This is a genomic window from Arthrobacter sp. TB 23 (assembly GCF_000294595.1).
In the GTDB taxonomy this organism is placed as follows: domain Bacteria; phylum Actinomycetota; class Actinomycetes; order Actinomycetales; family Micrococcaceae; genus Arthrobacter_D.
This window is the reverse complement of record NZ_ALPM01000040.1, coordinates 1-26,979: the sequence shown is the minus strand read 5'-3', so window position 1 is coordinate 26,979 and position 26,979 is coordinate 1. Positions and strand designations below refer to the sequence as shown.

The window sequence follows — 26,979 nt, the reverse complement described above, 5'->3', positions numbered from 1 at the left end:
CCGGCTCGCCCCGGTCGATCTCCTCTTCGTGCCATTCGCGGGACGCTGCAACGTCGTCGTTCCCCGCAGCAGCGGCGCCGACCATCGGCATCGACGACGTCGACGTCGGCACTACCGTCGTAGCCGAAGTTTCCGGAGCCGGGACTGGTGCGGTGATCGGTCCGGTGCTGTTGCCGAATAGGAGCATGCCTGGGACCGCGGCTTCAGCAGCACGGATGTCATTCCTGCGGATGGCGGCTACCGCCTGTGCCAGCAACTCGGCATCGGCGGGGCGATCGGCCGGGTCCTTGGCGAGCATCGAGGCTATGAGCGCGCGGACCGGGGTAGGGATGGTTTCGGGGAGTGGCGGTGGGGCGTCATTGACCTGGGCCAGTGCAATAGCGATCTGGGATTCCCCGGAGAACGGACGGCGGCCAGCGAGTAGCTCGTAACCAATCACGCCCAGGGCATAGATGTCGCTGGAGCCGGTGGCAGCCTGGCCTGTGGCCTGTTCAGGGGCAAGGTATTGGGCGGTGCCCATGACCTGTCCGGTGGCGGTCAGTGGAACCTGATCAGCGAGACGGGCGATACCGAAGTCGGTGATTTTGACCCGACCGTCAGGGAGGATCAGCAGGTTGCCGGGCTTTACGTCGCGGTGAACCAAACCCTGACGGTGTGCCACCGACAGCGCCGTGGCAGTCTGGCCAACGATGGACAGCGCCCGGTCCGGTGAGAGGACCTGTTCGCGTTCGATGATGGTGGACAAGGGCTGGCCGGGGACCAACTCCATGACCAGATAGGCCGAGCCGCCTTCCTCGCCGTAGTCGAAGACATTGGCAATGCCATCGTGGTTCAGTAGCGCAGTGTGTCGAGCCTCAGCGCGGAAACGGTCCAGGAAATTAGGGTCACCCGTGTATTCCTCTTTGAGGATCTTGATGGCAACTTCCCGGCCCAGGACCTGGTCCATTGCCTTCCAGACCTCGCCCATTCCGCCAATGGCAATCCGGTCGGTGAGCTTAAACCGTCCGCCTAAGGTGATACCTGATGTAGGTCTCACTTATTCAACACCGCCTCTATCAATTGCCTAGCGCTTGGACTTGTTAGTTGTGCACCCGTCGCTATGTCGACGTTCTGCATCACGATCGATACCACCACCTGCGGGTCGTCCGCTGGTGCGAAACCAGTGAACCAGGCGTTGTCGCCCTGGCCTGAAACCTCGGCCGTGCCGGTTTTACCCGCCACTTCCACCCCTGGAATAGCCGCTGCCCGCGCCGTGCCGTTGTTGACGACGTTGACCATCCAGTCGGTGAGCTGGTTCGCGGAGTCAGCGCTCATTGATTCCCTCAGTACTTCGGGTTCGGATGCGCTGATCCGCTCAAGATCGGGGGCGCGCAGGGCCTTCACCAGATTGGGCTTCATGAGGACCCCGTCATTGGCAATGGCGGCGTTCACCATGGCCATTTGCAGCGGAGTGACCCTCACATCGAACTGGCCGATTGCTGACTGGGCGAGTGCTGGCTGGCTGAGCTCTGCAGGGAACTGGCTTGCGGCAACCTCAACCGGGACGAAGAACTTCTCCCCGAAGCCGAAGTCCTGCGCCTGCTCCAGGACTGTTTCTTCGCCCAATTCCCAGGCAATCTGCGCGAACGGCGTATTACAGGATTGCTCAAGCGCGAATTCCAGGTCAGCAGTTGCCCGGGCAGCGCAGCCTCCGTTGATGAAGTTGGGAAGACCAGCGTCCGTGCCGGGCAGGTCGAGGACCGCCGGGTTGGGTATTTCTGAATCTGCGTCAAAGTCGCCTGACTCAAGTGCCGCGGCTGCTACCACAAGCTTGAAGACCGAACCTGGCGCAACCAGTGACTGCGTGGCTGGGTTGAAATACGGCGACAGTCCGGGAACCGACGAGAGTTCCTCGAGGTTTTCCATCACCACACCCGTGTCATGGCCTGCAAGCAGGTTCGGGTCGTAGGACGGCTTGGAGACCATGGCAAGGACGTTGCCGGTGCCGGGTTCCATGACAACGATCGACCCTTGCTGACCGTCGGGAATCAAATCCCAGGCGAGCTGCTGGATCTCTGGATCGATAGTCAACTCGACCGACGCGCCCTTAACCTGGGCACCGGAGAACAACTGAACAATACGGTCATAGAACAAGTCGTCACTTGCGCCGGAAAGCTCATCGGCCATCACGCTTTCCAACTGGGTGGCACCGTTGGCCAGAGAGTAGAACCCGGTCAGGTGGGCGTAAAGGTTCGGTTCGTTGTAGACCCGCTGATAGTTGAACTCGTCATCGGAGGGGACCGACTCCGCTATCGCCCGCCCGTCCACAAGGATGGATCCACGATTCTTTCCAAAATCCTGGAGGAGTGACCGGTTGTTCCAGTCGTTGTCCGCCAAGGCCTCAGCCTCGAAGAACTGGACGAACGTCAGAGCCCCCAGAACCAAGGTGAACATGGCGAGGGCTACCAGCCATGAGCTTCGTATTGCCTGGTTCACGCGCTGACCTCCTTCGATCCGCTAGTCAAGTTCCCGGTGCGGAAGTCCTGTCGGTCAGGAAAGGAATCCTTCATGGGCCCTGTGACAGCTGGGCGGCGCGCGGACTCGGAAATGAGTAGAAGGATCGCGACGATAATCCAGTTTGCAAGCAGCGATGATCCACCAGCCGACATGAACGGTGTCGTCAGACCGGTAAGTGGGATAAGCCGGGTGACTCCACCCATGACAACGAAGCACTGAAGAGCGATCGTGAAGGACAAACCACAGGCCAGGAGCTTGCCGAATCCGTCCCGGGTGCCCAGAGCCGTGCGGATGCCTCGAGATACCAGCAGCACGAAGAGCATGATGATGCCGAAAAGGCCGATCAGTCCGAGCTCCTCGCCAAGTGCGGCGATGATCATGTCGCTGTTGGCATAGATCACCAGATCGGGACGGCCCTCACCGAGACCTGTCCCAAAGAGTCCACCGTTGGCGAGCCCAAACAGACCTTGGACAACCTGGAAGCTACTCCCCGCCTGGCGGTTGAATACGTCTGGATCAAACGCATTGATCCAGCTATCAATGCGCAGCGAGACGTGGCTGAACAACTGGATTGCAGCGAACCCGCCGGCTGCAATCATCAGCAGGCCGATCAGGACCCAGCTGATTCGACTGGTGGCAACGTAAATCATGACCATGAACAGGCCGAAGAACAGGACGGAGGAGCCGAGATCACGCTGGAAGATCAGGACCCCGATGCTGACCAGCCAGGCCACCACCATGGGGGCGAGGTCTTTGAAGCGGGGAAGCTGCAGCGGCCCCACCTTTTTCCCTGCCAGAAGAATCAGGTCACGGTTGGTGGAAAGATACCCAGCGAAGAAGATGGCGAGCGTAATCTTGGCGATCTCTCCGGGTTGGAAGGTTCCAAACCCAACGTTGATCCAGATCCGCGCACCATTGATTTCAAGTCCGAGCGGTGACAGGGGCAGCAGCAGAAGGACCGCACTCGCGATCAACGAAATGTAGGTGAAGCGCCGAAGCATCCGGTGGTCTTTGAACACCAATAACACGGCGATAGATGCGGCCATGGCGACTGAAGTCCATAAAAACTGGCTCTCAGCGACGGTGGTGTCATTGGCAAGGTCAATCCGGTAGATCATGGCCAGACCGATGCCGTTCAAGGCAATCACGATCGGAAGTATTACCGGATCGGCATATTTAGCCCTGAATCGCAGAACAATGTGAAAGGCGAGGGCCAGTGCCGCGAGGATGCCGCTCTGGGTCCAGAAGGCGGAGTCCAGCGGGTTTTCTTTATCGAGGCCGACAATAAGGTTGGCGCTGATTGCCACCCCGAGGGCGATCACGAGTAGCAGCGCTTCCACGTTACGGCGTGACTTTGAAACGGTAAGGACGTCGCTCATGATGACTCGTCTCGGCAACCCTGGGCATCACCGGGGGCGGCTTGGGCGCTGCTCTCGGGACTGGGGCTGCTGGTTGGTTCTGCTGCGGGGTCGGCGGAACCCGAGGGTGAGGCGGACGGCGATGGGGACGGCGACGGGGTCTCATTCCCTGGCGGGCAGGCGACGGCACGCAGGTCGCCGCGCAGATCCTCGACAATACGCTGGGCATGTTCAAGGTCGGTGGCAGGTAGCGAACTTTCTACCCGGGCGCGCTGGTATTCGGGAAGGTTGGATACCGGAATGTCAGTGGTTTGATCGAGGTGACTTAGTGTCACCGGCCCGATCGTCTGGGAGACACCGTTGAAGATTGCCACGTTGTCCTCGTACTCGGCGACGTAGTAGCGAGTCTGGGTCCAGGCGTATCCGAACCACAGCACCGCAACGAGAATGAGTGCCATCAGCCCCAGAAACGCGGGGATCAACCATCGTTTCCGGGCACTGGCAGGTTCCTCGGCGTCGGCGTCGTTGTCGTACAACTCGGCATCGAGTGCAGCTTTATGGGTAAGCATCATCGCGGCCCGGCGTTCGGTGGTCCGTTGCGTAACGATCGGGATTTGACCGGTCTCGGTTGCTAGCGCCGCAGAGCCGACCAGCATATGCGGTCGGGAAGAAAGGTCCTGTCGGATAACGTCGGCGCGGATAGCGCTCCCCGGCAGCTGATCGCCGGTTGGCTTGTCGTCGCCTTTTTCGCCGGCCGCCTCTTTGGCAGGCGGCAGGGTTGTCAGGGCGGCCGTCCGTAGGTCCTCGGGGGTCGCCTCGGCTATTTCGACGACCGCAATGGTCACGTTGTCCGGGGACCCACCGGCCAGTGTCAGATCGACGAGGGTGTCGACGGTGGCCCGTAGGTCTGGGGTTTCACGCACGATGCGCTCGATAAGCTCATCGCCGAGGACGGCGTTCAGTCCATCGGAGCAGAGGAGCCAGCGTTCTCCAGCGGCGACTTCGAAGGAATCAAGATCGAGTTCAGGGCTGGCGTCGACGTCGCCGAGGACCCGCATCAGCACGTTTTTGTGCGGGTGGACATCGGCTTCTTCTGGCTTCAACCGGCCTTCATCAATGAGCCGTTGCACGAACGTGTGATCGACGCTGATCTGCTCAAAGACGTCGTTCTTGAGCCGGTAGGCCCGGGAGTCGCCAATGTGCGCGAATTCGAGTCTATTTCCATTCAATAGGAGGGCAGTAACGGTGGTGCCCATCCCTACCAGCTGTGGGTTGGCGTTCACCAGTTCGGACAGCAGGGTGTTTGCGGTCTGAATCTCATCGGCTAGCTGGTTGGCGGCATCACCGTCGTCGTAATCTTTCCGGTCCAGATGAACCAGATCCAGCACTGTCGAGGCGGAAGCAACGTTCCCACCCGCGTGGCCGCCCATACCGTCGGCGACAACGGCCAGATAGCGACCCACGTAGGCAGAATCATCATTCTTGACGCGGACCATCCCTACGTCTGAACGGGCCGCGAAACGCATGATGTAGGCCAACGCTATGACCTCAATTCGATGACCGTCTTACCGATCCGGACGGGAACACCCAGATCAACCGGCAACGCGCGGGTCAGCTGACTGCCTGCAAGGAACGTGCCGTTGGTGGACCCCAGGTCCTCAATGAACCAGCGGCTTCCCTGGGGAAAGAGACGCGCGTGTCGGCCAGAGGCGTAATCGTCCTCAAGCACGAGGGTTGCTTCCTGGGCCCGGCCCAGCAGGATGGGGCTGGACGCGAGATCCAGTGTGGTGCCCTTCAGAGGCCCTTCGGTGACCACGAGGGTGCGTGCGGTAACGCGCGCTGGTGCCTCCTCGACGAGTTCGGGGTGCTTTCGCGCTTGACGGGCAGAAGGGGTCCCCAGCCGGTTTTTGCTACCGACCACCAGGTCTCGGCGCAGGGCGCTCACTACACTAATTACCAGGATCCAGATCAGGATCAGGAAGCCATACCGCAGCACGGTGAGAGTCAGTTCGCTCAGGTCACTCATTCCTAGCGGCCGCCGTTCGGTAGCGAGATGAGTCGAAAGGTCATGCGGGTGCGGCCCATGGTGATGATCGACCCGTCAGTGAGGTCGATCTGGCCCTGGACGCGTTGACCGTTCACGTAGCTGCCGTTGGTGGATCCGAGGTCCACTGCCTGGGTGGTGCCACCCTGTGTGCGAATTTCGAGGTGTTTCCGTGACACTCCGGTGTCATCGACGAGGATGTCAGCCTCGGATGAGCGACCGAGAATGATTGACCCTGCATTGAGGGAATAGCGCTGACCGTCCAGGTCCAGCACAGGTTGCACCCGGGTTGGTTGGCGGCTGGGCGCGTTGGGGGTTGCGGACCGTTTGGGACCAGCTTGTTTCTCGGTTGAGGAATCAATCTCGAAGACCCCAGCCTTGAGCTCTTCATCCCTGGTGAATGAGACTTTGACGGGACCTCGAAGTGTGTAGCTCTGGCTATTGACGTGTTTGATCACCACGTCGCATAGCTCTTCAGCAAGCGTCGATCCCCATTCCTGGGCCAAGACGAAGTCTGAGTCTGACAGCCGCGCTGTGAAGACATTCGGGGCCAGGGTCCTGCCCTCGGCGAGGGTGATGGACTTGTTGTCCAATTCGCGACGCAGGGCGCTAGCAATTTCGACGGGCTGAACCTGGGACCGGGATCCGGTTGAGAAGGCGCCGCGGACAATCTTCTCCAATCCGCGTTCCACGTTGTCCAAAATACCCACTTGTTGCCTCCTCACCCTTCGATTGAATAGTTTGTCGGTACAGCGATCCACGGCCTTTGTCGGGTGCGAAGGCATGGTCAACGTACGACGCGATCAGTTCGATACTACTGGGGACCTCTCTAAAAGGCCTTAATCACGTGCCCGGATAGACCACTAAGTGATAACGATTCCTCGGGCCGTAGTGGCGTAGTTGCTTGATGTATCGGCTCTGGGCAGAGGGATCAGGCGGGGCGTTTAGGTGATTTCAGTGATGCTCCGTTATGCTTATTTCTGCTGTTCTCGAAGGTCTTCGACTGGTTTGTTGAAGTGTTTTGGAGTGGTTGCGCGCGAGTGGCGGAACGGCAGACGCGCTGGCTTCAGGTGCCAGTATCCGAAAGGGTGTGGGGGTTCAAATCCCCCCTCGCGCACGGTTTAGACCCCCGGTTATCCGGGGGTCTTTCTCGTTAACGAGAAGTTGTGGGAGTAGTTCCGGGTTCTCGGGGACGGCAGCTACTGAAAGTCTCGCGACTTTGTGGTCGCCTTCATTGTCAACACCTCAAACTTGTCAGCCACAATATTGACTATTCCTTCCGTGGAGCGCTCCAGCATGCCCCGGACCAGGACACCGCTTGCTTCCCGGGCAATGCGCCGGTATCGCTGCCACACCCCCACAGAGCAGATGACGTTCACCAGCCCTGTTTCATCTTCCAGATTCATGAAGGTGATTCCGCTTGCCGTGGCAGGTCGCTGCCGGTGAGTAACCACACCACCAACCTCCACCCTGCGTCCTGGCTCCGCCTGCAGCAGGTCAGCTGCAGTCAAAACACCGCGTTTGACCAGAGTTGCTCTGATGTGACGAACCGGGTGATCGTCGGGTGTGATGCCAGTTGACCAGAGGTCTGAGGCTACCCGGTCTGCAGCAGTGAGGTCGGGGAATAGCGGTGGCTGGATGTAGACAGTGGTGCCTTTCAGTTGGCCCGCTCGCTCAGTGGCTGCCGGGCCGGCATTCCAAAGAGCCTCCCGCTCTGTAAGCCCCATTGATTCGAAGGCTCCAGCAGCTGCCAGGGACTCAAGTTGGCTGGAGTTGAGTTCAGTGCGCCGTGCCAGATCTGCCATATCCGCATAGACGCCATTGGCGATGCGCTCGGAAACAATTTGTTCTGCAACACGAGTCCCAATTGACTGGACGCTGTCCAGACCCAGCCGGACTGCGAAGTGGGCATCCCTTCGGTGCAGTGTCGAATCAAAGGGGATGGACCTGTCAAAAGGACCTACGGGGGGCTGATTCTGGTGGCAGCAGGAATCCATGCCTGTAGCTTGTCCGGTGGAGGAGTTCGCAGGTCCAGTGAGAGGCTCAAGATCCGCGTGAATTCCTGAAAGCAGCAGGTCCGGCCGGTGTACCTTCACCCCGTGACGGCGGGCATCGGCAACAAGGGTCTGCGGTGAGTAGAAGCCCATAGGCTGGGCCCGCAACAATGAGGCAAGGAATGCCCCGGGATAGTGAAGTCTCAGCCAGGCACTGACGTAGACCAGTAAGGCGAAGCTGATGGAGTGGCTCTCAGCGAAACCGAAATTAGCGAAGGCCTGGATCTTGAGGTAAATCGAATCGGCTGTCTCTCCGGTGATGCCGTTTGATGCCATCCCCGCGTACAGCTTGTCCCGCAACGTATCAATGCGTTCAAGACCACGTTTGGACCCCATCGCCCGGCGCAACTGATCAGCATCTGCTCCGGAGCAATTCCCCACCACCATTGCCATCTGCATGAGCTGTTCCTGAAACAGGGGTACCCCAAGGGTCCTTTCCAACACCGGTTCCAGTTTGGGGTGGAGGTAGGTGACCGGCTCTTCCCCCAGTTTGCGTTTAATAAAGGGGTGTACAGCGCCACCCTGAATGGGGCCGGGTCGGACCAGGGCTACTTCTATCACCAGGTCATAAAACCTTCGGGGTTGCAGACGGGGGAGCATCCCCATTTGAGCTCGGCTTTCCACCTGGAACACCCCAATGGAATCGGCGAAGCAAAGCATGTCGTAGACGCCCTGCTCCTCCTTTGGAATGGTGTGCAGATCCCAGGACTCACCAAAGTGTTTCTCCGCGAGGTCGAAGTTGTATTGGATGGCTGCAAGGATGCCTAGCCCCAACAAGTCGAACTTCACCAATCCCATCCAGGCGCAATCGTCCTTGTCCCACTGCAGGACAGTGCGGTCTTCCATTCGTCCATGTTCAATGGGACAGACTTCGCCTACCGGCCGATCGGTAAGCACCATCCCGCCGGAATGAATCCCAAGATGTCGAGGAAACTTGAGGACACTTTGGGCAAGGTGAACGACTGCTTCCGGGATGTCATGATCGTCACTGGACACGAGGCCACCCCAACGTTCAATCTGCTTGGACCAGGCATCCTGCTGTCCTGGGCTGTGGCCGAGGGCCTTGGCCATGTCACGAACAGCAAATTTTGGCCGGTAGGTGATCACATTGGCCACCTGGGCGGCATTGAATCGTCCGTATTTGTTGTACACATACTGGATGACTTCCTCCCGGCGATCGGAATCGAAGTCGACGTCAATGTCCGGTTCCTCGTCCCGCATGCTGGAGAGAAAACGTTCAAATGGCAGGTTGTACAGAATCGAATCAACTGCTGTGATCTCCAGCAGATAGCAGACTGCGGAGTTCGCTGCCGAACCGCGGCCCTGACAGAGGATGCCCTCGCTCCGCGCAAAGTGAACCAAGTCGTGAACAATCAGGAAGTAGCCCGGGAAATTCTTGCTCTCAATAACCTCCAGTTCCTTTTCGATCCGCTCCACCACGTCACGCCGGCCTGGATAAAACTTGTCTGCACCTTGCCACACCAGTTTCCGCAAATAGCTCATCTGGGTGTGACCGTCGGGGAGGGCAAGATTAGGCAAACCCGGTTTGACGCTCCGCAACCTGAACGCCAGATCGTCGGCGAGGTCCACAGTCCGTTCGATAGCACCGGGATAGGCAGCGAACCTGGCAGCCATTTCAGCCCCACTACGAAGATGAGCTGAGCCTGCCGCGGGTAACCAACCATCCATTTCATCGAGGCTTCTCCTGGCGCGCACCGCAGCCAGAGCCGTAGCTAGCTGATGCTGTTCAGGTGAGGCATAGTGCACGTTGTTGGTGGCAATGACTGGGAGTTTCAACCCTGATGCCACTGACGCCAACGCATCGTTGATCGAACTATCCAGTGGGTTTCCCTGATCCGAGAGTTCAACGACAACGTTGTCCTTGCCAAACAGTTCAACCAACTGCCCGACGGCGTCTCGGGCCCCTCGCTCTCCATTGCGCACCAATGCTTGACGGACTGACCCTTTTCGGCAGCCGGTGAGAATCAGCCAATTTCCTGACGCCTGTTCGGCCAGCCTTTCAAGGTTGTAGCGGGGCTTGCCTTTCTCGGCTCCTTCAGCCAATTGCGCTGCAGTGATGGCACCAGCCAACGTCCGGTATCCCTCGGTTCCGCGGGCCAGAATCAACAGATGGCTACCCTCGGGATCCGGTTCGCCATTTTGTGGTTTGGAAAGGTCCAAGGAGAGTTCAGTGCCATAGACAGTGCTCAATTGCGGGAACTTTTCTGCAGCTTCAGCGAGACGCACCACCCCGTACAATCCATCGTGATCGGTCAGTGCCAGTCCGTTCAGGCGCAACCGGTTGGCTTCCTCGACCAGTTGTTCCGGGCTGGAGGCACCATCCAGAAAACTGAAGTTCGAGTGGACATGCAGTTCCGCGTAGGGAACCAGCGGACCACCTGGTTCGGGGGGCGTCGTGGTAGGCAAACGGTATGGCTGCCGTTTCGGTGACCATGCGGGACTATCACCACCATCAGCTCCAGCAGGTGGTGCACCGGGCCTGCTTCGATCGGAGAGGGTCCGCTCAAATTCTGACCACGAGATCGGGGGGTTACTCCACCCCACAGTGGCCTCCCGTTTCCCATAAGGTGATGGCTGCTCTAGTCATAGCTGGCTTCTGCCCACCACTGGTGGTCTTCCAGGAGTAGTAGCCAGGCAGCACCCGTCTCATCCACCAGTTGAAAACGGTTGAGAGCCCGCCCTGAGGAGTCCCACCACCGTTCGTTGATGGGCCATGGTCCGGCCCAGTGATGTACCAGGCGCTGCTTGGCGGGTGAACCTGGTGGTGTGAATTGCGCTGGCGCACGGGTGAGCATTCCTCGAGTGTCAACGTCAACGCTGTGACCACTATCGTCGATCACACGCACTTCACGAGGGGAGTCAAAGACTGTAGCTGGTGCTGGTCCGGGCAACTTGCCGGGCCAGGGCAACTGCCGGGCAGCCCTCACCGCTACTGGATTGCTGCCTGAAGAATCCCCCCACGGAATGAGCACTCTGCGATCTTTGAGCATCCGGCCACCAGCAATCATCGCTGTCAGTACGGCTCCATGACCCAACATGCCTTGGACGCGGGCCAACCCGTTGTGGACGCCTTCGTCAGGTCCGGTACCCCACAGGCCATCAGCATGGTCGCCTAGATCTTCGACAGTGTCAGGAATGGTTTGCACTCGGGTGATACCTGATTGAAGACCATGCTCAATCAGTCCGCCACCCTGCAGCTGCCACCTAACCCGATCAAGAATGTCATCGGCATCGAACCATCGTGGATGACGCCACAACCGGTCTGAAACTTCACCGGATTCAGAGTGCAACACCACCCTGACCACTGTGCAAACCAGGCCGGAATCACGCAACCGGTCCACGAATCGGTCCGCGGAGGTGCGGAAAGCAAACGCCAACTGATCAATTCGTACCAAGGCTGGTTCGAAGTCAACAAGGACGTCCAATTCCGGTGGTGGCTTACGAACCACCACTGAGTGATGATCAAGTCCGTTGGCCTTCCGATGGGCGATTGCACCTTCAACGCCGAACCGGTTCCTAACGTCTCCAGCAGCAAGCGCTGAAAAGTCACCGAGTGTCTTGATTCCCAATCGTCGCAACAAAACTGCGAGTTTTGGTTCGGCCAGCACTTCCAGCGGAAAAGAGCTCAAAAACTGGGCTGATTCGCCAGGTGGAACAACCCAGATGGCGTCCTGTTCAGCGCCCTCCAACACCTCAGTGGCACGGGCTGCATGCTCTGCAGCGAACGGTGAATCAGCAACACCGATCCTGGCGTTGGTTAGTCCAAGGGTCGAGAGAGTGGAGAGCAGAACCGATGCCGCTGCGGTTTCACCGCCGTAATACCGGCTCGGCCCCTGTGCAGGGATGGCGCATAAACCAGGGCGTAACAGTTGAACTCCGGGCATAATCTTTTCAATTGCTGAGACCACAGGTTCAAAAACCCGTTCATCGAGGGCAGGGTCATATTGCTCAACGAGGAGGTCAGCACACCGTGCCTGAGCCTCACGGACCCTGAGCCTGCGTTTTACACCTTCAGACCGCGCCGCTGGCGAACAGGCATAGACCTCACCTTTATCGACCAGGGCTAGTGATGCATCGATAGGGAGGTTCAGCTCGCGCAGGGCAGCAGCGATGGGCCAGTCGGGACACCAGAGCATCATGATCCTGGTGGCACCCTGCTTGAGTGTTTGAGAGGGTGTTTGCAGCTTCATCAAGCGCCAACCACCTGGGGGACGAAGCGCTGATCAATAGTCATGCTGTCAGCAGTATTGAGTTGAGGCCAGGTGCGTTGCTGAAGTTCAGTGAGTGAAAGTTCAGAGCTCCGTGACCGACCGTTGTTCCCTTTGGCAGTGACTTTCAACCTGCGGGTTTGCAAATGACCTGATCCGGTTCCCAACCCGCCCCACTGATTGTCGGAGACTCTGAGTACCGCCTCACTCTGTGGCCAGGCTCCGATGGTAATGAGCGCTGCTCCCCGTTGCCTTAACCGTGCCCGCAGCCGAGCAGCATCGGTGCTGGTAATAGTTGCCGGCGCGGTGGTCAAAATAATTGACACCACATCCACCATTGCCGCAGTCACAGTGAGCCACTGGCCGTCGAGGTGGGGGATAAGAATAAGACGGTCTAGATCAATGCCCAGATTTGCTGCAGCTTCTACATTGAAATCAGGGATACCTATCACGCTGCACCACGCGCCTGAACCCGAGGGGCCAGCAAGCAATGCCATTGCCAGCGTGGTGGAGTTCTCAACCGAGTAAGCCGCTCCCGCCATCAATCCTCCACCGGGAAGGATCCGTCCCAGAGCGGGAATGGTGGGTAAACGCCGTGAGCCCAACCGGCTTCCCTGCATCTGATTGATCTTTTCCTGCAACCCCGACTCGCTGCGCAGCTGACCAGCAAGTTCAGGTACCAGCAGGTCCTGATCCAGGGTGGTGCCCGGGGACATCCGGGGGCTTATTGCTAGTGCAGTCACCCCTTAATATTCGAAGATATGTTCGATTAAGTCAATCGGTTGTTTTGGTCCTCAGGCACCCCGGGAATGAGGTTTGAAGCTACCCCGGAGTACCCTATCCTCATGTGCGGACGTTTTGTGGTGGCGGGATCTGACCGGGACCTGATAGACCTATTTGACGTTGATTTCGTGGATAAGGATCTACCTGAGCCTTCCTACAATGTGGCGCCCACTGACACAGTGAGACTTCTCATGGAACGACTCGACGACACAGGTGAAACACCCACTAGACGGCTCACCACAGCACGGTGGGGGCTGGTACCTTCCTGGATGAAAGACCCCAAAAAAGGTCCCCCCTTGATCAATGCCCGGGCCGAGACCATCCTTGAGAAACCATCCTTCCGCACCGCTGCCTCCCGGCGCAGGGGCATCGTGATGGCCAACGGGTATTACGAGTGGGAGAAGGGTCCCGAGGGTAAAATCCCCACCTACCTCCACGGCCAAACCAGCGACATGCTAGCTTTCGCCGCCTTATACGAATACTGGCCGGATCCAACCCTTCCGGAGGACCATCAGGACAAGTGGTTGCGCAGTTGCACCATTATCACCACGACCGCCAGCGACACCCTCGGTCATATTCATGACCGGACACCACTCATCCTTCCAGCAGGCCTGTATTCAGACTGGCTTAACCCAAAAATGACCGGTAGTTCCGACGTGCAGGCGCTGATTGACGCCATTCCGGAACCGAAACTTGTCCCCCGGGTAGTTGGCAACGCCGTCGGATCGGTCCGCAACAATGGGCCCCAACTAATCGAACCAGTTGCCTCTTGAGAACTACATCTACCCGGGACTTTTCGGTTCTCGTGATCAGCGCCAACCGCGATAAACATCTCGCGAACCTTGTGATTGGGTTGAATCGTTCAACCCGTACGCCTGCAGAGCTGGTCGTTGTGTATATGGGTCAGCCCAACCCCACTCCACTGGACACCGCAATCCCATTACGTCTGGTTCATCTTCCGGCATCCGGGTCTGGGACTTTGAACCTTGCGGCTGCACGGAATGCCGCCGCCGCAGCGGCTTCCACTGATACTTTGGTTTTTCTGGATGTTGACTGCATACCTGCCACCAGGCTCTGTGAAACCTTGATGCGGGACCTCGATAGTTTGGGTGGTCTGGTGATGGCCCAACCCCGCTATCTAAGCGAGGCTGGGTTTCCGATGGATGACTGCGACGCCGGACTAATGCGTGCCTCGATCCCGCACCATGCCCGCACCATGTTGGCACCCGCTGATGGCGAGCCCCCCGCCGCAACTGAGAAGTATGAGCTGTTTTGGTCTCTGGGTTTCGCGGTAGCGGCCGACGATTTCACCCTGATAGGCGGGTTTGATGAATCCTTCACTGGGTACGGCGGGGAAGACACCGACTTTTCCTTCACTGCCCGTGAGAGGGGGGTCATCCTTTCCTTCTCAGCCGCCACCATGTTCCACCAGCATCATGGGGTCACCAGCCCACCCCTGCAGCACTTCGCTGACATAGTTGCCAATAGCCTGGTGTTTCACCACAAATGGGGACTGTGGCCAATGACCGGATGGCTGTCGGCCTTTGCGGCCGCCGGGTACATCGGCTGGACTGCCGATGCTGAGGGAATCGATGTACTGAAGCACCCCACTGACGACGACATTGCTGCCGCTCGCGTGAATGCGCCCTACTAGATACCATCCGATCCAGAACCTGCCGAGTCTGACCCAGTCAACTAAGAGCCAGCTTCCGACGCTTTCGACACCAGATCCAACAACCCCACCTTGAAACTCTCCTGGCTGACGAACAAGGCCTTCCGCAGGGCGTTCGCATCCGATGCCTCCGCCTGGCGGAGGAGATCTGGCCAGCTGACATCCGACCAGCTCTCAGCCATTGGAATCCCCGCTGTGATGGCCAACGCCCACGCAAAGGCGGCCTGCTCACCGAACGGTCTTTCCTCCGGCACCAGGATGGTGGGGCGACCAGCTGCGGCCGCCGCTGCAACGGCGTGGTACCCCGCGGAGGTGATGATGATGTCTGCGGCGGCGAGTTCCTTGGCGGGATCCTTCAGAACGCCAAGCAGGCGAACATTGGGCGGCAGCTCAATGCTCCCGGTGCTCAGCCCTGCCACGTTCCATTGCCAGGAGGGGCAGGATCGAGCGGCCTGGACAAGATCACCGAGATTTACACCGTTGCCACCCAGACTGGTCTGCACAGTGATGATCCTGCCGCCTGGCTTTGCCGAATCTGTCTCAGCGCCGCCGGTAGGTGAAAGCATCCCCAGATACTGGGTCCGATGCCCAAATGCCTCGAGATAGGAGGATTCCTCAAGGCGTCGGGGGTAATAGGCAACCAGCTCAGAAGCTGACGCATAGGCCAGCTCATGCACTGCATCGGAGCGATCCCCGGGCATGCGCCGGTAGATGACGGGATACCCACAGAGCCGGGCGAAGATTGCCGCCTCGGCCGAAACATCAATAATGATTACCTGCGGATCAAAGTCTCGCCATGCAGCATGCAGCTCGGCGAATCGGTGCCTGATCGCTGAATTGATGGGCGTGTAATGCAGAAATGGTTCCTCGGGTGTCGGGTATGGCTCGCCGTCGGGCCCGGTGTCAGTCGTGAGCTGGGCAAACCGGGTATGCGGAACTGTCCTGAGTCCGGCGGGTTCGGTGGATCCAGTGACCAACAGATCGACAACCTCCAAGCGCGCGATGTTCAGGGCGTGGCGCAGGTGTCCCGAACCGTGGTGGTGGGTGTAGTAGGCCACGCGGGGGAGAGTCGTCATGGGGACGACACGGGGGACAACACGGGAATCAACACTGGCCTAGGATGCCAGCATCTCGGAGTCGGAGAGTATGTCCTGATTCACCAGTTCACCGAGGTGTTGCTCGTAGTTGGCAATCATCACGCCGGCTGCAAACCGTGCCGCAGAAGCCCGAACCGCGGTGCTGTCCGCTCTGCGCGCCTGTTCAATTGCCAAGGCAAGGTCTGCAGCAGAGAACCCGCCTGCCACTACTCCGCCGCGCTGGTCAATAATCTCAGCCATCGCACCGCAGGGAAGCGCCGCCACTGGCGTGCCGCATGCCATGGCTTCGACTGTGGTTAGCCCGAACGGTTCCGCCCACAACGGTGAAGCAATAAAGACGGTCCCGGAGCTGAGGAAAGACGCCAGCTGGCCATGGTTCAGGTGACCTACGTGCTGAACTGATTCGCTCAGTAACGGCGCAATGGTTCGGGTGAAGTAGTCCTGATCACTAATGGGTCCGGCAAAGCGGATCCGCATTCCGGCGAGGGATGCGGCCTCGATCGCAACGTGCAACCCTTTTTCGGGGGTAATCCTGCCGGCCCAGACTGCCGTGTTGGAGCGCCGGCGGGTCAGTACTCCTGCATGCCATTCATCGAGCCGGATCCCGTTGTGAACAATGCTGATGTCGTCGAGGTGGTTCCGCCACTGCCGTGCATTGGCCGCTGAAACGCTGACAAACCGTTGCCGAGGCGAGGGGCGGTAGCCGGATGCCTCGAAGACGGCAGTCACCCGCGGTAGCGGAGGGGTATGGAGAATGGTCAACATGGGGGCTGTGGGCGGATCAGCATGCGGTAGCGGGCTGAGGGAGTTGTTGATGACGACGTCGAAATTGCCTTCGTCAATCAGGTTCAGGGTGGTGTTGTGAGCATCATCCAGGTGGCGTGTCTGCGCGTCACGGGCTGGGCCCTCGGGATGCTTGGCGAAGTGGAACCCGGCGTCAAGCACGGGCACCACGGTGCCTGTGGTGTGGCTGCCACCCTTGGCGAAAAGAGTGACCGAGTGTCCACGAGCCGTGAGTTCTTCAGTCAACAGCGCAGTATGCATTTCCAGTCCACCCGGAAATGGGCTGGCAATGGGGTGGTGCAGGTGGGCCATCACGGCAATGTTGAGCGGTTGTGCATGAAGCATAATAGTAAGTATGCTTCATTCCCGCGAAAAGTCGACACGGCCTAGCTGGTTTAGCCTACTGGTCGGCCTTCTCGGCATGCAGATTCTTGGTGATCAGATCCTGTTTGCGGACTGCCGCATGGGTCGAGCGTTCAGCTACCAACCAGGCCGGGGGCTCCTGTAGCAGCGCGGTGATGTCCGGCGTCGTAAGCGGTTCGGTGACCCCGCCACGAGCCAGACCGCTGATGGAAATGCCCAATTTCTGAGCCACCACTGGGCGGGGGTGCGGTCCGTTGCGGCGGAGCTCCGCGAGCCATTCCGGCGGATTCTGCTGCAGTTCGTTGAACTCCGCGCGGGTAACGTCGTTGTCCTGGAACTCTTGAGGAGAGGCTGGCAGGTAGATTCCCAGTTTCTTGGCCGCTGTGGCGGGTTTCATGGTCTGGGGGCTTTTTGCGGGGGTCATTCCTTAACCCTAGCTGCCCCCGCCGACCGTCAACCGCGTCTGGTGCGCATTTTTGCAAAGAACCCGGCAAGCTCTGCAGTCGCGGTCAGTGGCAGCACCTGAGCTACATACTGATCCGGGCGAACGACGACGACGACGCCGTCCCGGCTTACGCCCCGCAGGTCGAAGATATCCTCGGCAGGGTTAACGCCGAAGACCTTTTCCAGATAGTTGAGCTTGAAGGGTCCAACCTGCGGTTTGAACACAGCAGGAACGGCGGTGATGTCCAGGCTTTGGTGATCTTGCTGGTAGATCACCCTGACATCGAACCACGCGTCCTGGTCAGCACCCACGGGAGTTGCAGCGAGGGGTGACTCTGGTGAATTGGCGAGCCATTCCGCGAAGGTGGTCACCTTCGATGGTGCACCTGGCAGCGGTTCATCAGCGAAAACGTAGACGCGCCAACGTCCGTCGGCCGTCGCCTGGTGGCCCAGGTGAAGCAGATTGGTGTCGCAAACACGGGCGACCTGCGCGGACTTGAACCGTTTGCCGATGGGGAACCCGGTGGCGAGTTCCTGGTGGGTGGCCTGGCCGACGATGATGGATGGCTGGTACTCGGTCATGAATCCGGCGGGAAATTCCATGGTGCTGGTGTAAAAGTTTTCGAGTTCCGTGGGGTCCTCAAAGTCTTCTGGTTTTTTGGCCATCAACGAAGACCACTGCTTGTCGAAGTCAATCAGGTTCTTGGCTACTACCTGGCGTTCGGCGGAATAGGTGGAGAGCAGGCTCTCAGCACTGCGGCCCTCCAGGACATGTCCGAGTTTCCAGGCGATATTGAATCCGTCCTGCATCGAGACGTTCATTCCCTGGCCCGCCTTGGCGCTGTGGGTGTGGCAGGCGTCCCCGGTGATGAAGACCCGGGGTGTTCGGGTGCCGACCTCCTCGGGGAGGACGTCGTCGAAGCGGTCCGTCAGGCGGTGGCCGACTTCATAGACGCTATGCCAGGCGACGTTGCGGACGTCGAGGGTGTAAGGGTGGAGGATCGCGTTGGCCTTCTCGATGATTTCAGCAATCGTGGTGCTGCGGATTTCCCCTTTGGTGTGCGCATCGACATCACCCAGATCCACATACATGCGGAAGAGGTGACCACCCTCTCGGGGAATGAGGAGGATACTCCCGCCAGTACCGGACTGAATGGCGCACTTCAGCCGAATGTCTGGGAAGTCGGTGACGGCAAGAACGTCCATGACCCCCCACGCGTGATTCGCCGCGTCGCCGGCGAGCGTGCAGCCGATGGCGCTGCGGACGTTGCTCCGGGCACCATCGGCGCCAATCACGTATTTGGCCCTGACCGACCGCTGCGTTCCTTCGAGCGGCCCAGCGGTATGGGCGAGGGTGACAGCAACGGGATATTCGCCCTCGTTGGCAACATCGAGCCCGATGAAGTCCAGGCCGTAGTCAGGCTTCATCCGGGTAGGGGAGTTTGCCATGAACTCGGCAAAATAATCGAGGACGCGCGCCTGATTGACGATCAGGTGCGGAAATTCGCTGACCCCTGCCGGGTCATCGAGAGGGCGGGCGGTCCGGACAATCCGGGCGGGATCTGCGGGGTCCGGTTTCCAGAATGCCATCTCGGTGATCCGGTATGCCTCGGCGGTAATACGCTCGGCGAAACCAAACGCCTGGAACGTCTCAACACTTCGGGCCTGGATGCCATCTGCCTGACCAATCGCTAGCCGTCCGGGACGGCGCTCCACAATGCGCGTAGTGATCTCCGGGAACTGGGAGAGCTGGGCGGCCGCGAGCATTCCGGCTGGGCCGCTGCCGACAATCAGGACGTCAACCTCGTCGGGCAGTTCGTCCGGCCGATCGATACCGACGCCGGACGCTACCTGAACGCGGGGGTCACCTGATACGTAGCCGTGATGGTGAAAATGCACGGTCTTCCTCGCTCACTTCGTTGTGAAAGTTCTTTATTTGAACACGTAATCCGATAATCGAATGACGCTGCTCACACTGTACGACGGGTATGACCAGCGACACAACGGGTGCCATGATCATGGACTCTTGACGTGGTGCCGGTCACAGTGGGTAGTATATCGTATACGATTTCGTACATTGGGAATCGGAGAGAGAGTTCGACGACGACGAGGAGCGCGATATGACGATGGAGTCCACGACCGAGGCCGTTAGTGCCGAACTGCTGGCCCGCACCCGGAAGGTGATTGCGGTTCACATCAACTACCCCAGCCGCGCCGCGCAGCGAGGACGTATTCCGCTGCAGCCCTCCTACTTCCTGAAACCCTCCTCGTCCCTCTCGCTCGGATCACTTGAGACGCCCGGTGTCGTTGTACGTCCGCTGGGCTGTGAGCTGCTCGGCTACGAGGGCGAAATCGCTCTCATTATTGGCACAACCGCCCGCAGGGTTAGCCCTGCTCAGGCATGGGGCCACGTCCAATGGGTGACCGCCAGCAACGACCTGGGTGTTTACGACCTCCGCTACGCCGACAAGGGTTCAAACGTTCGCTCCAAAGGTGGCGACGGATTCACCCCGGTTGGGCCACGTTTGATTCCAGCGAATGACATCGATCCCACTGCACTGCGGGTGCGCACCTGGCACAACGAGGAACTCGTCCAGGACGACACTACTGAGGACCTGCTGTTTCCCTTCGCCCAGCTGGTCGCCGATCTGTCACAGCTCCTCACCCTGGAGGTAGGGGACATTATTTTGACCGGCACCCCGGCCGGTGCATCGGTAGCGAATCCGGACGACATGGTGGACATCGAGGTCACCGCCGGTGCCTACAGCAGCGGGCGACTCAGGACCTGCGTGGCGGAGGGAACGACGCCGTTCGCTGACTTCGGCGCTCAACCCAAAGCCGATGACACTCAGCGGGAAGAAGCCTATGGGTCACGCGAGGCAGCCGGGCTGGAACCGGTAAGCCACGCGCTGGCACCTGAATTGAAGAAGAAGCTGGAGGGCATCGCCACCGCAACGCTGTCCTCACAGCTGCGCAAGCGTGGGTTGAACAATGTGAGCATTGATGGGTTGCAGGCAACCCGCCCTGACCGCCGAGTGGTGGGGCTGGCCCGCACCCTCCGGTTCGTCCCCAACCGGGAGGATCTCTTCCCCACCCACGGTGGTGGGTTCAACGCCCAGAAACGCGCCATTGACTCGGTGCACGACGGCGAAATTCTCGTCATGGAGGCGCGGGGTGAAAAGGGTACCGGCACGGTGGGGGACATTCTGGCCATGCGAGCCCAGGTCCGGGGAGCGGCCGCCATCATTACTGATGGCGGTGTTCGTGACTATTCGGCTGTTGCTGATCTCGACATGCCGACCTACTTCGCCAACCCCCACCCGGCTGTCCTGGGTCGACGCCACATCCCATGGGACACCGATATCACCATCGCGTGCGGCGGAACGACCGTCCAGCCAGGGGACATCATCGTGGCCGACTCGGACGGCATTCTCGTCATCCCGCCGGCACTTGCTGAGGAACTCGTGGAGGACTGCATCCTGCAAGAGCAGGAAGAGAGGTTCATCCTCGAAATGGTCAAGCAGGGAAGCGGTGTGGACGGGCTTTACCCAATGAATGCCGACTGGAGGGCGAAATACGTGCAGTGGGTCGCCGACGGAGCAACACGTGGCTGACGCCGTCGTCGCACCGTCACTCGAGACCAGTGGCGGGGCCAGGCGCGGTGATGTCGAACCGGGAAGTAAGTCCGAGCGGGCCTACACCTCGATCAAATCCCGCATCATCGAAGGCTCCTTTTCACCCGGATACCGGCTGGTGCTAGCGAAAATCGCTGAGGATCTTGGCTTCAGTGTGGTCCCGGTCCGGGAGGCAATCAGGCGGTTGGAGGCTGAAGGTCTTGTGACGTTTGAACGCAACGTCGGTGCCACCGTCTCCGGGATCGACCCCACCGAGTACTTGTATACGATGCAGACTCTGAGCATCATCGAGGGGGCGGCGACGGCCCTGTCCGCACCGCTGATCGATTCGGTGGCGGTAGCCCGGGCGCGCGCGGTCAACGCCCAGATGCGAGAGTGCCTTGACCATTTCGACCCGGTCCGTTTCACGGCACTGAACCAGGACTTTCACAGCATCTTGTTTGAGCATTGCCCCAATCCGCACATCCTTGATCTGGTGCACCGCGGCTGGAACCGGCTGGCGGCGCTCCGGTCGTCCACGTTCAGGTTCGTTCCCGGGCGCGCCAAGGAATCTGTCCTGGAACACGAGGCGCTGCTGCAGCTCATCGAATCGGCGGCCAACGCCGACACCATCGAGCACGCCGCCCGCCGTCACCGCTCCGCAACCCTGGACGCCTACCTTGCGCAGGCCTCTGCTCCCATCGAATAAGCTCCACCAAATAGTCAGGAAGAAAACCATGACGTCCACCGTCCCTGAAACCACCCACTATGTACCGCAGGACCTGCCCACCCACATCCAGCACTACATCAACGGAAAGTTTGTCGATTCCGTCAGTGGGAAGACCTTCGACGTGCAGGACCCGGTGTCCAACACCAACTACGCCACCGCTGCCGCTGGGCAGAAGGAAGACATTGACCTCGCGGTCGCCGCTGCACGCGAGGCATTCGTCAACGGCCCGTGGCCGCGGATGAAACCCCGCGAGCGAGCCCGGGTTCTCAACAAAATCGCCGACGCCGTGGAGGCGCAGGAGTCCCGCCTGGCCGACCTGGAGAGCTTCGACACCGGGTTGCCCATCACCCAGGCGAAGGGCCAGGCCCTGCGTGCAGCCGAGAACTTCCGTTTTTTCGCTGACCTCATCGTGGCTCAGTTCGACGACGCCATGAAAGTCCCGGGTTCCCAGATCAACTACGTGAACCGGAAGCCGATCGGCGTCGCCGGACTGATCACCCCCTGGAACACTCCGTTCATGCTCGAATCCTGGAAACTCGCACCGGCACTGGCCACCGGCAACACCGTGGTCCTCAAGCCCGCCGAATTCACGCCGCTGTCCGCCTCCCTATGGGCCCAGATCTTCAAAGACGCCGGCCTCCCCGACGGGGTGTTCAACCTGGTCAACGGCCTCGGCGAAGAAGCGGGTGATGCGCTGGTCAAGCACCCACAAGTCCCCCTGATTTCCTTCACCGGTGAGACGACCACCGGGCAGACCATCTTCCGTAATGCAGCCGAGAACCTTAAGGGGCTGTCCATGGAACTCGGCGGGAAGTCACCCTGCGTGGTCTTCGCCGATGCGGACCTGGACGCGGCGATCGATTCGGCGCTCTTCGGTGTTTTCTCCTTGAATGGTGAGCGTTGCACCGCCGGATCCCGCATTCTGGTGGAACGCGGCATCTACGACGAGTTCTGCGACAAGTACGCGGCCCGAGCCAAGTCCATCGTGGTCGGCGATCCCCACGATCCCAGGACCGAGGTCGGCGCGCTGGTCCACCCAGAGCATTTTCAGAAAGTCGCCTCCTATGTAGAGATTGGGAAGTCGGAGGGGCGGCTGCTGGCTGGCGGAGGCCGGCCGGACCACCTGCCCGAGGGCAACTACATCGCACCGACCGTGTTCGCCGACGTCGCTCCTGAAGCACGCATTTTCCAGGAGGAGATCTTCGGCCCGGTCGTCGCCATCACCCCGTTTGAAGACGACGACGAAGCGCTGGCACTCGCGAACAACACCAAATACGGGCTCGCCGCCTACATTTGGACGCAGAACCTGACCCGCGCCCACAACTTCTCCCAAAACATGGAAGCTGGCATGGTCTGGCTCAACAGCCACAACGTTCGCGACCTTCGCACTCCATTTGGCGGCGTGAAAGCGTCGGGTCTGGGACATGAGGGCGGCTACCGGTCAATCGACTTCTACACCGACCAGCAGGCAGTTCATATCAGCCTCGGCGCTGTCCACACTCCGAAGTTCGGCAGCATCGACGACGCACCCAAGGGCTGACCCCCTTCCCCAGGCACCTCCCCCGCGCCCTGCTCAAAGAAGAGAGACCATCATGACAAACTTCGTCCCCACCCCCACTGCTCCGGCCCCCGACATTGTCCGTTGCGCCTACATGGAAATCGTCGTAACTGACCTCGTGAAGTCGCGTGAGTTCTACGTCGACGTCCTCGGTCTGCACGTCACCGAAGAAGACGACAACAACATCTACCTGCGCTCCCTTGAGGAGTTCATCCACCACAACCTGGTGTTGCGGAAGGGGCCGGTGGCCGCCGTCGCCGCCTTCGCCTACCGGGTCAAGTCGCCGGCGGAAGTGGACGCCGCCGAGGCGTATTACACGGAACTTGGTTGCCGGGTGGAGCGCCGAACGGAGGGGTTCACCAAGGGCATTGGCGATTCCGTCCGCGTCGAGGACCCACTTGGCTTCCCGTACGAATTCTTTTACGACGTCGAACATGTGGAGCGCCTCACCCAGCGCTACGACCTCTACTCTGCCGGCGAGCTGGTGCGCCTGGATCATTTCAACCAGGTCACCCCTGACGTACCGCGGGGACGCAAGTACCTCGAGGACCTCGGCTTCCGGGTCTCTGAGGACATCCAGGATTCCGATGGCGTGAGCTATGCGGTCTGGATGCACCGTAAACAGACGGTGCATGACACCGCACTGACCGGGGGTAACGGCCCACGGATGCACCACGTCGCCTTCGCCACCCATGAGAAGCACAACATCATCCAGATCTGCGACAAGATGGGCGCCCTGCGCATCTCGGACCGGATTGAACGCGGCCCCGGCCGGCACGGCGTGTCCAACGCTTTCTACCTCTACATCCTTGACCCGGACGGGCACCGCATCGAGATCTACACCCAGGATTACTACACCGGCGACCCGGACAACCCTACGGTCACGTGGGACGTCCACGACAACCAGCGCCGCGATTGGTGGGGCAACGCCGTCGTCCCCTCCTGGTACAGCGAAGCCTCGCTGGTCCTGGATCTCGATGGGAATCCCCAGCCCGTGATTGTGCGTGAGGAAAAGAGCGAAATGGCGGTGACGGTCGGTGCCGACGGGTTCTCCTACACCCGCAAAGACGATGATGGTGCCGAGCAGGGGTTCAAGTTGGGGGCGCAGCTGTAGCCATGCTGGATGCCACAACCATTGAAGCCATCGCCGATGAGCTGGTCGAAGCCGGGCGCAGCCGCACCCCGGTTCCGCGGCTGACGGCCCGCTATCCGAACATGACCGTTGAGGACGCCTACGCGGTGCAGCAGCTGTGGCGTCAACGCAACGAGGCTGCCGGGCGAATGCTGGTGGGGCGCAAGATCGGCCTCACCTCGAAGGCCATGCAGGCGGCCACCGGCATCACCGAACCCGATTACGGAGCCATCTTCGACGATATGGTGCTGGACACCGGCTGCTCGGTGGACTGGGATCGGTACACCCATCCGCGGGTCGAAGTGGAACTGGCGTTTGTGTTGAAGCAGGATCTGTCGGGACCAGGGTGCACCATCTTCGACGTACTGAATGCCACCGACTACGTGGTCCCCGCCCTTGAAATCCTGGATTCCCGGATCGAGATGGAGGGTAGGACCATCGTTGACACCATTTCGGACAACGCGGCGATGGGCGCCATGGTGGTGGGTGGTCGTCCGGTGAGACCGGACGCCGTCGACCTCCGTTGGGTAGCGGCAATCCTTTACAAGAACCAGACGGTCGAGGAAACCGGCGTCGCAGCGGGAGTGCTCGACCACCCGGCGGCCGGTGTTCACTGGCTGGCCAACAAGATTGCCGCCCACGGTGACAGTATGAAGGCCGGTGACATCATCCTCGCCGGGTCCTTCACCCGCCCACTGTGGGTCAATAAGGGTGACACTATCCACGCCGACTACGGACCGCTGGGAGTAGTGACATGCCACTTCCACTAAATGACACGTTTCGTGTAGCGCTCGCCGGGGCCGATCGGCCGCTAACTGGCATGTGGGTGTGCTCGGGAAGCCCCTTGATCGCCGAGCTCTGCGCAGGAGCTGGCCTGGACTGGCTCCTCATCGACGCTGAGCACAGCCCAAATGGGCTGGAATCCATTCTTGCCCAGCTCCAGGCCGTTCACGGCTACCCGGTGCACGCAATGGTTCGTCCCCCGGTGAATGACACAGTGCTCATCAAGCAGTATCTGGACCTGGGGGTGCAAAATCTGCTGATCCCGATGGTCCACTCGGTGGCTGACGCTGAAGCAGCAGTTGCGGCTACCCGGTACCCGCCGGGTGGTGTGCGGGGTGTTGGATCGGCGCTGGCGCGGGCTGCCCGCTGGAACCGGGTTCCCGATTATCTGGCCGTGGCTGATGAGACCATCAGCGTGACGGTACAGATCGAATCTACCGCCGCCGTCGCCGCCGTCGAGGCGATCCTTGCCGTTGACGGTGTTGACGCAATCTTCGTTGGCCCCTCGGACCTCGCTGCGTCCATGGGCGTGCTGGGCCAGCAGGAGCACCCCAAGGTGCGAGCCGCCGTCGAACACTGTCTCGCAGCTGCACAGAAGGCTGGAAAACCGGCCGGAGTGAACGCCTTCAACCCCGCTACCGCACGCCACTATCTGGATGTCGGAGCCAGTTTCATCCTGGTGGGTGCCGACGTCGCCCTGCTGGCTCGCGGGTCGGAGGCACTGGCTGCCCAGTTCATTCCGGCGCCCGACGACGATTCGCCCGCAAGCTACTGACCTCCCGTGGGTTAGTGTGATCAGATGTCCGAGCCCCAGCCCAGCGTCCTCACCGTCGGCTTTGTCCCCGGTGTGACACCCGGGAAATGGGTCAGCCGGTGGCGCGACAGGTTTCCAGCAAAACCACTGGAAACCCGTGAGTATGAAGCCGCCAGCCAAGAGGAGGCTCTGCGCGCAGGCACGGTTGATCTCGGTTTCGTCCGTCTCCCGGTGGACCGCGAAGGCCTCAGCGTGATTCCCCTCTATGAGGAGCAGCCGGTGGTGGTGGCGGGCAAGGACCACGAATTGTCACTGTTCGACGAGGTTCCCCTCGCCGAACTGGCCGCCGAGAACCACCTTGATGTGATTGCCAATGGTGGCGAGAAGGCCACCATTGAACTCGCGGCAACGGGTGCCGGTGTGGTGATTGTGCCCATGTCGATTGCACGCCTCTACGCCCGCAAAGACGCGGTCCACCGGCCCGTTCTCGATGTTCCGGCCACCACAATTGCCGTGGCCTGGCTTTCAGAGAACACCGCCGAGGACATCGAAGAGTTCATCGGCATCGTCAGGGGGCGCACTGAACGAAGCTCGCGGCAGCCCTCGGCCAAGGAACCTGAGAAAAAGGAAAAGAAGGCGCAAAAGGCGGCAAGCAAAAAGCAACCGTCCGCGCGTTCCTCAAAGCCCACGCAGAAAGCCGGTGGGCCCAAGAAGCCGGCAGCTGGGGGTAAGAAGCAGAACCCGCGCGGCCGGAAGCCCGGCGCCGGTGGGCGTGGCCGCCGCTAGACGTCAACACCCCCTAGCCAGCATCCCCGTTGCCCTTTCCATCCCGTACCCCTTCCTTCGCCGAGACGGTAGATCCGGTTAGCTAAAGGGCGAACAGGTCGCCACATCTCACGGTTTGGCGGGTGGTAGCGGGCGGTCCGGGACTGGGTCTGCGGTGCCTGAATTCCGGTGCTGAAAAATAGTTGAAAAAAGTTTTCCTGGGGGCCCTAAATCGGTCCCTATTTTGCCATTACTGTCAGTGCTCGATGATGGAATGGAGGTATGAAAAGCAGTAAAGCCTCTGCTACCGGATCGGCATT

The 26,979-nt window shown here is 60.1% G+C and carries 22 protein-coding genes, 1 tRNA gene and 1 pseudogene; 11 read left to right on the top strand and 13 right to left on the bottom strand.

Features of this window, described 5'->3' with window-relative positions; all coding sequences use genetic code 11:
* From B384_RS0104955 to B384_RS0104930, 6 genes are all read right to left on the bottom strand, one after another.
* Window positions 1-1,036: protein kinase domain-containing protein (locus tag B384_RS0104955; RefSeq protein WP_024476977.1), on the bottom strand; the 1,036-nt coding region annotated here is incomplete at its 3' end.
* Window positions 1,033-2,475, bottom strand: a complete 1,443-nt coding sequence (locus B384_RS0104950) for a peptidoglycan D,D-transpeptidase FtsI family protein (RefSeq protein WP_019482032.1) — start codon at window positions 2,473-2,475, stop codon at window positions 1,033-1,035. The genes B384_RS0104955 and B384_RS0104950, both read right to left, overlap by 4 nt.
* On the bottom strand, window positions 2,472-3,875 hold the full coding sequence (locus B384_RS17795) for an FtsW/RodA/SpoVE family cell cycle protein (protein WP_019482031.1): 1,404 nt from the start codon (window positions 3,873-3,875) through the stop codon (window positions 2,472-2,474). Before B384_RS17795 ends, B384_RS0104950 begins: the two co-directional genes overlap by 4 nt.
* Complete coding sequence (locus B384_RS17790; RefSeq protein WP_019482030.1) at window positions 3,872-5,350, bottom strand: protein phosphatase 2C domain-containing protein; 1,479 nt, start codon at window positions 5,348-5,350, stop codon at window positions 3,872-3,874. Before B384_RS17790 ends, B384_RS17795 begins: the two co-directional genes overlap by 4 nt.
* Window positions 5,351-5,394: 44 nt before the next feature.
* Window positions 5,395-5,880, bottom strand: coding sequence for an FHA domain-containing protein FhaB/FipA (locus B384_RS0104935; protein WP_019482029.1), 486 nt, complete (start codon window positions 5,878-5,880; stop codon window positions 5,395-5,397).
* Window positions 5,881-5,882: 2 nt separating this feature from the next.
* On the bottom strand, window positions 5,883-6,608 hold the full coding sequence (locus B384_RS0104930; RefSeq protein ID WP_019482028.1) for an FhaA domain-containing protein: 726 nt from the start codon (window positions 6,606-6,608) through the stop codon (window positions 5,883-5,885).
* Between the two features lie 324 nt (window positions 6,609-6,932).
* On the opposite strand from B384_RS0104930, the gene B384_RS0104925 reads away from it, so the two are divergent.
* Window positions 6,933-7,015 (top strand) — tRNA-Leu (locus B384_RS0104925).
* An 82-nt stretch (window positions 7,016-7,097) separates the two neighbouring features.
* Here the strand turns inward: B384_RS0104925 and B384_RS0104920 are convergent.
* The 3 genes from B384_RS0104920 to B384_RS17785 are packed head-to-tail and all read right to left on the bottom strand — an operon-like array spanning window position 7,098 to window position 12,822.
* Entirely contained in the window at window positions 7,098-10,517 is a 3,420-nt protein-coding gene (locus B384_RS0104920) for an error-prone DNA polymerase (protein WP_026040979.1), read from the bottom strand.
* A 35-nt stretch (window positions 10,518-10,552) separates the two neighbouring features.
* Window positions 10,553-12,163 (bottom strand): DNA polymerase Y family protein, encoded by a 1,611-nt coding sequence (locus B384_RS0104915; RefSeq protein WP_019482026.1) that lies wholly within the window; start codon window positions 12,161-12,163, stop codon window positions 10,553-10,555.
* Window positions 12,163-12,822 (bottom strand): hypothetical protein, encoded by a 660-nt coding sequence (locus tag B384_RS17785; RefSeq protein WP_156808979.1) that lies wholly within the window; start codon window positions 12,820-12,822, stop codon window positions 12,163-12,165. Before B384_RS17785 ends, B384_RS0104915 begins: the two co-directional genes overlap by 1 nt.
* Before the next feature lie 168 nt (window positions 12,823-12,990).
* Between B384_RS17785 and B384_RS0104905 the strand changes: the two genes are divergently transcribed.
* The 3 genes and pseudogenes from B384_RS0104905 to B384_RS20995 all read left to right on the top strand — a co-directional run bounded on the left by B384_RS0104905 (window position 12,991) and on the right by B384_RS20995 (window position 14,618).
* A complete protein-coding gene (locus B384_RS0104905) occupies window positions 12,991-13,737 on the top strand; it encodes an SOS response-associated peptidase (protein WP_337459686.1) in 747 nt (248 codons plus the stop codon).
* 125 nt (window positions 13,738-13,862) lie between these two features.
* Window positions 13,863-14,072: pseudogene (locus B384_RS21470) on the top strand (glycosyltransferase); the annotation flags it as partial.
* 51 nt (window positions 14,073-14,123) lie between these two features.
* Window positions 14,124-14,618, top strand: coding sequence for a glycosyltransferase family 2 protein (locus B384_RS20995; RefSeq protein ID WP_237715233.1), 495 nt, complete (start codon window positions 14,124-14,126; stop codon window positions 14,616-14,618).
* Window positions 14,619-14,659: 41 nt separating this feature from the next.
* Here the strand turns inward: B384_RS20995 and B384_RS17780 are convergent, their stop codons facing one another.
* From B384_RS17780 to B384_RS0104880, 4 genes are read right to left on the bottom strand one after another with little or no spacing between them, the layout of a single operon-like run.
* Window positions 14,660-15,712 (bottom strand): glycosyltransferase, encoded by a 1,053-nt coding sequence (locus tag B384_RS17780; RefSeq protein WP_156808978.1) that lies wholly within the window; start codon window positions 15,710-15,712, stop codon window positions 14,660-14,662.
* Between the two features lie 39 nt (window positions 15,713-15,751).
* Window positions 15,752-16,861, bottom strand: coding sequence for a glycosyltransferase (locus tag B384_RS17775; RefSeq protein ID WP_019482021.1), 1,110 nt, complete (start codon window positions 16,859-16,861; stop codon window positions 15,752-15,754).
* 55 nt (window positions 16,862-16,916) lie between these two features.
* Window positions 16,917-17,303: a DUF5997 family protein gene (locus tag B384_RS0104885; RefSeq protein WP_026040977.1), complete on the bottom strand. Its 387-nt coding sequence runs from the start codon at window positions 17,301-17,303 to the stop codon at window positions 16,917-16,919.
* 29 nt (window positions 17,304-17,332) lie between these two features.
* Complete coding sequence (locus B384_RS0104880) at window positions 17,333-19,222, bottom strand: FAD-binding monooxygenase (protein WP_019482019.1); 1,890 nt, start codon at window positions 19,220-19,222, stop codon at window positions 17,333-17,335.
* 221 nt (window positions 19,223-19,443) lie between these two features.
* On the opposite strand from B384_RS0104880, the gene B384_RS0104875 reads away from it, so the two are divergent.
* Genes B384_RS0104875 through B384_RS0104845 form a run of 7 tightly spaced genes read left to right on the top strand, consistent with a single transcriptional unit; the run spans window position 19,444 to window position 26,680 of the window.
* Window positions 19,444-20,937, top strand: a complete 1,494-nt coding sequence (locus B384_RS0104875; RefSeq protein ID WP_019482018.1) for a fumarylacetoacetate hydrolase family protein — start codon at window positions 19,444-19,446, stop codon at window positions 20,935-20,937.
* Window positions 20,930-21,646 (top strand): GntR family transcriptional regulator, encoded by a 717-nt coding sequence (locus B384_RS0104870; RefSeq protein ID WP_019482017.1) that lies wholly within the window; start codon window positions 20,930-20,932, stop codon window positions 21,644-21,646. The genes B384_RS0104875 and B384_RS0104870 overlap by 8 nt, the downstream gene beginning before the upstream one ends.
* A 28-nt stretch (window positions 21,647-21,674) precedes the next feature.
* Window positions 21,675-23,207 (top strand): 5-carboxymethyl-2-hydroxymuconate semialdehyde dehydrogenase, encoded by a 1,533-nt coding sequence (gene hpaE, locus B384_RS0104865; RefSeq protein WP_019482016.1) that lies wholly within the window; start codon window positions 21,675-21,677, stop codon window positions 23,205-23,207.
* Window positions 23,208-23,259: 52 nt separating this feature from the next.
* Entirely contained in the window at window positions 23,260-24,339 is a 1,080-nt protein-coding gene (gene hpaD, locus B384_RS0104860) for a 3,4-dihydroxyphenylacetate 2,3-dioxygenase (protein ID WP_019482015.1), read from the top strand.
* 2 nt (window positions 24,340-24,341) lie between these two features.
* Window positions 24,342-25,127 carry a 2-oxo-hept-4-ene-1,7-dioate hydratase gene (hpaH, locus tag B384_RS0104855; protein WP_019482014.1) on the top strand — a complete coding sequence of 262 codons (786 nt, stop codon included), beginning with the start codon at window positions 24,342-24,344 and terminating at the stop codon, window positions 25,125-25,127.
* Window positions 25,112-25,915, top strand: a complete 804-nt coding sequence (locus tag B384_RS0104850) for an HpcH/HpaI aldolase family protein (RefSeq protein WP_026040976.1) — start codon at window positions 25,112-25,114, stop codon at window positions 25,913-25,915. The genes hpaH and B384_RS0104850 overlap by 16 nt, the downstream gene beginning before the upstream one ends.
* 24 nt (window positions 25,916-25,939) lie before the next feature.
* Window positions 25,940-26,680, top strand: coding sequence for a LysR family substrate-binding domain-containing protein (locus B384_RS0104845; RefSeq protein WP_019482012.1), 741 nt, complete (start codon window positions 25,940-25,942; stop codon window positions 26,678-26,680).
* The last annotated feature ends 299 nt before the right edge of the window (window positions 26,681-26,979 follow it).

Coding starts and splice junctions, on each gene's coding strand:
- hpaE (WP_019482016.1), top strand. CDS start 21,675: ATGACGTCCACCGTCCCTGAAACCACCCACTATGTACCGCAGGACCTG.
- B384_RS0104845 (WP_019482012.1), top strand. CDS start 25,940: ATGTCCGAGCCCCAGCCCAGCGTCCTCACCGTCGGCTTTGTCCCCGGT.
- B384_RS17775 (WP_019482021.1), bottom strand. CDS start 16,861: ATGCTTCATGCACAACCGCTCAACATTGCCGTGATGGCCCACCTGCAC.
- B384_RS0104885 (WP_026040977.1), bottom strand. CDS start 17,303: ATGACCCCCGCAAAAAGCCCCCAGACCATGAAACCCGCCACAGCGGCC.
- B384_RS20995 (WP_237715233.1), top strand. CDS start 14,124: ATGGATGACTGCGACGCCGGACTAATGCGTGCCTCGATCCCGCACCAT.
- B384_RS0104905 (WP_337459686.1), top strand. CDS start 12,991: ATGAGGTTTGAAGCTACCCCGGAGTACCCTATCCTCATGTGCGGACGT.
- B384_RS0104915 (WP_019482026.1), bottom strand. CDS start 12,163: ATGAAGCTGCAAACACCCTCTCAAACACTCAAGCAGGGTGCCACCAGG.
- B384_RS0104850 (WP_026040976.1), top strand. CDS start 25,112: ATGCCACTTCCACTAAATGACACGTTTCGTGTAGCGCTCGCCGGGGCC.
- B384_RS0104875 (WP_019482018.1), top strand. CDS start 19,444: ATGACGATGGAGTCCACGACCGAGGCCGTTAGTGCCGAACTGCTGGCC.
- B384_RS0104935 (WP_019482029.1), bottom strand. CDS start 5,880: ATGAGTGACCTGAGCGAACTGACTCTCACCGTGCTGCGGTATGGCTTC.
- B384_RS17780 (WP_156808978.1), bottom strand. CDS start 15,712: ATGACGACTCTCCCCCGCGTGGCCTACTACACCCACCACCACGGTTCG.
- hpaD (WP_019482015.1), top strand. CDS start 23,260: ATGACAAACTTCGTCCCCACCCCCACTGCTCCGGCCCCCGACATTGTC.
- B384_RS17790 (WP_019482030.1), bottom strand. CDS start 5,350: ATGGTCCGCGTCAAGAATGATGATTCTGCCTACGTGGGTCGCTATCTG.
- hpaH (WP_019482014.1), top strand. CDS start 24,342: ATGCTGGATGCCACAACCATTGAAGCCATCGCCGATGAGCTGGTCGAA.
- B384_RS17795 (WP_019482031.1), bottom strand. CDS start 3,875: ATGAGCGACGTCCTTACCGTTTCAAAGTCACGCCGTAACGTGGAAGCG.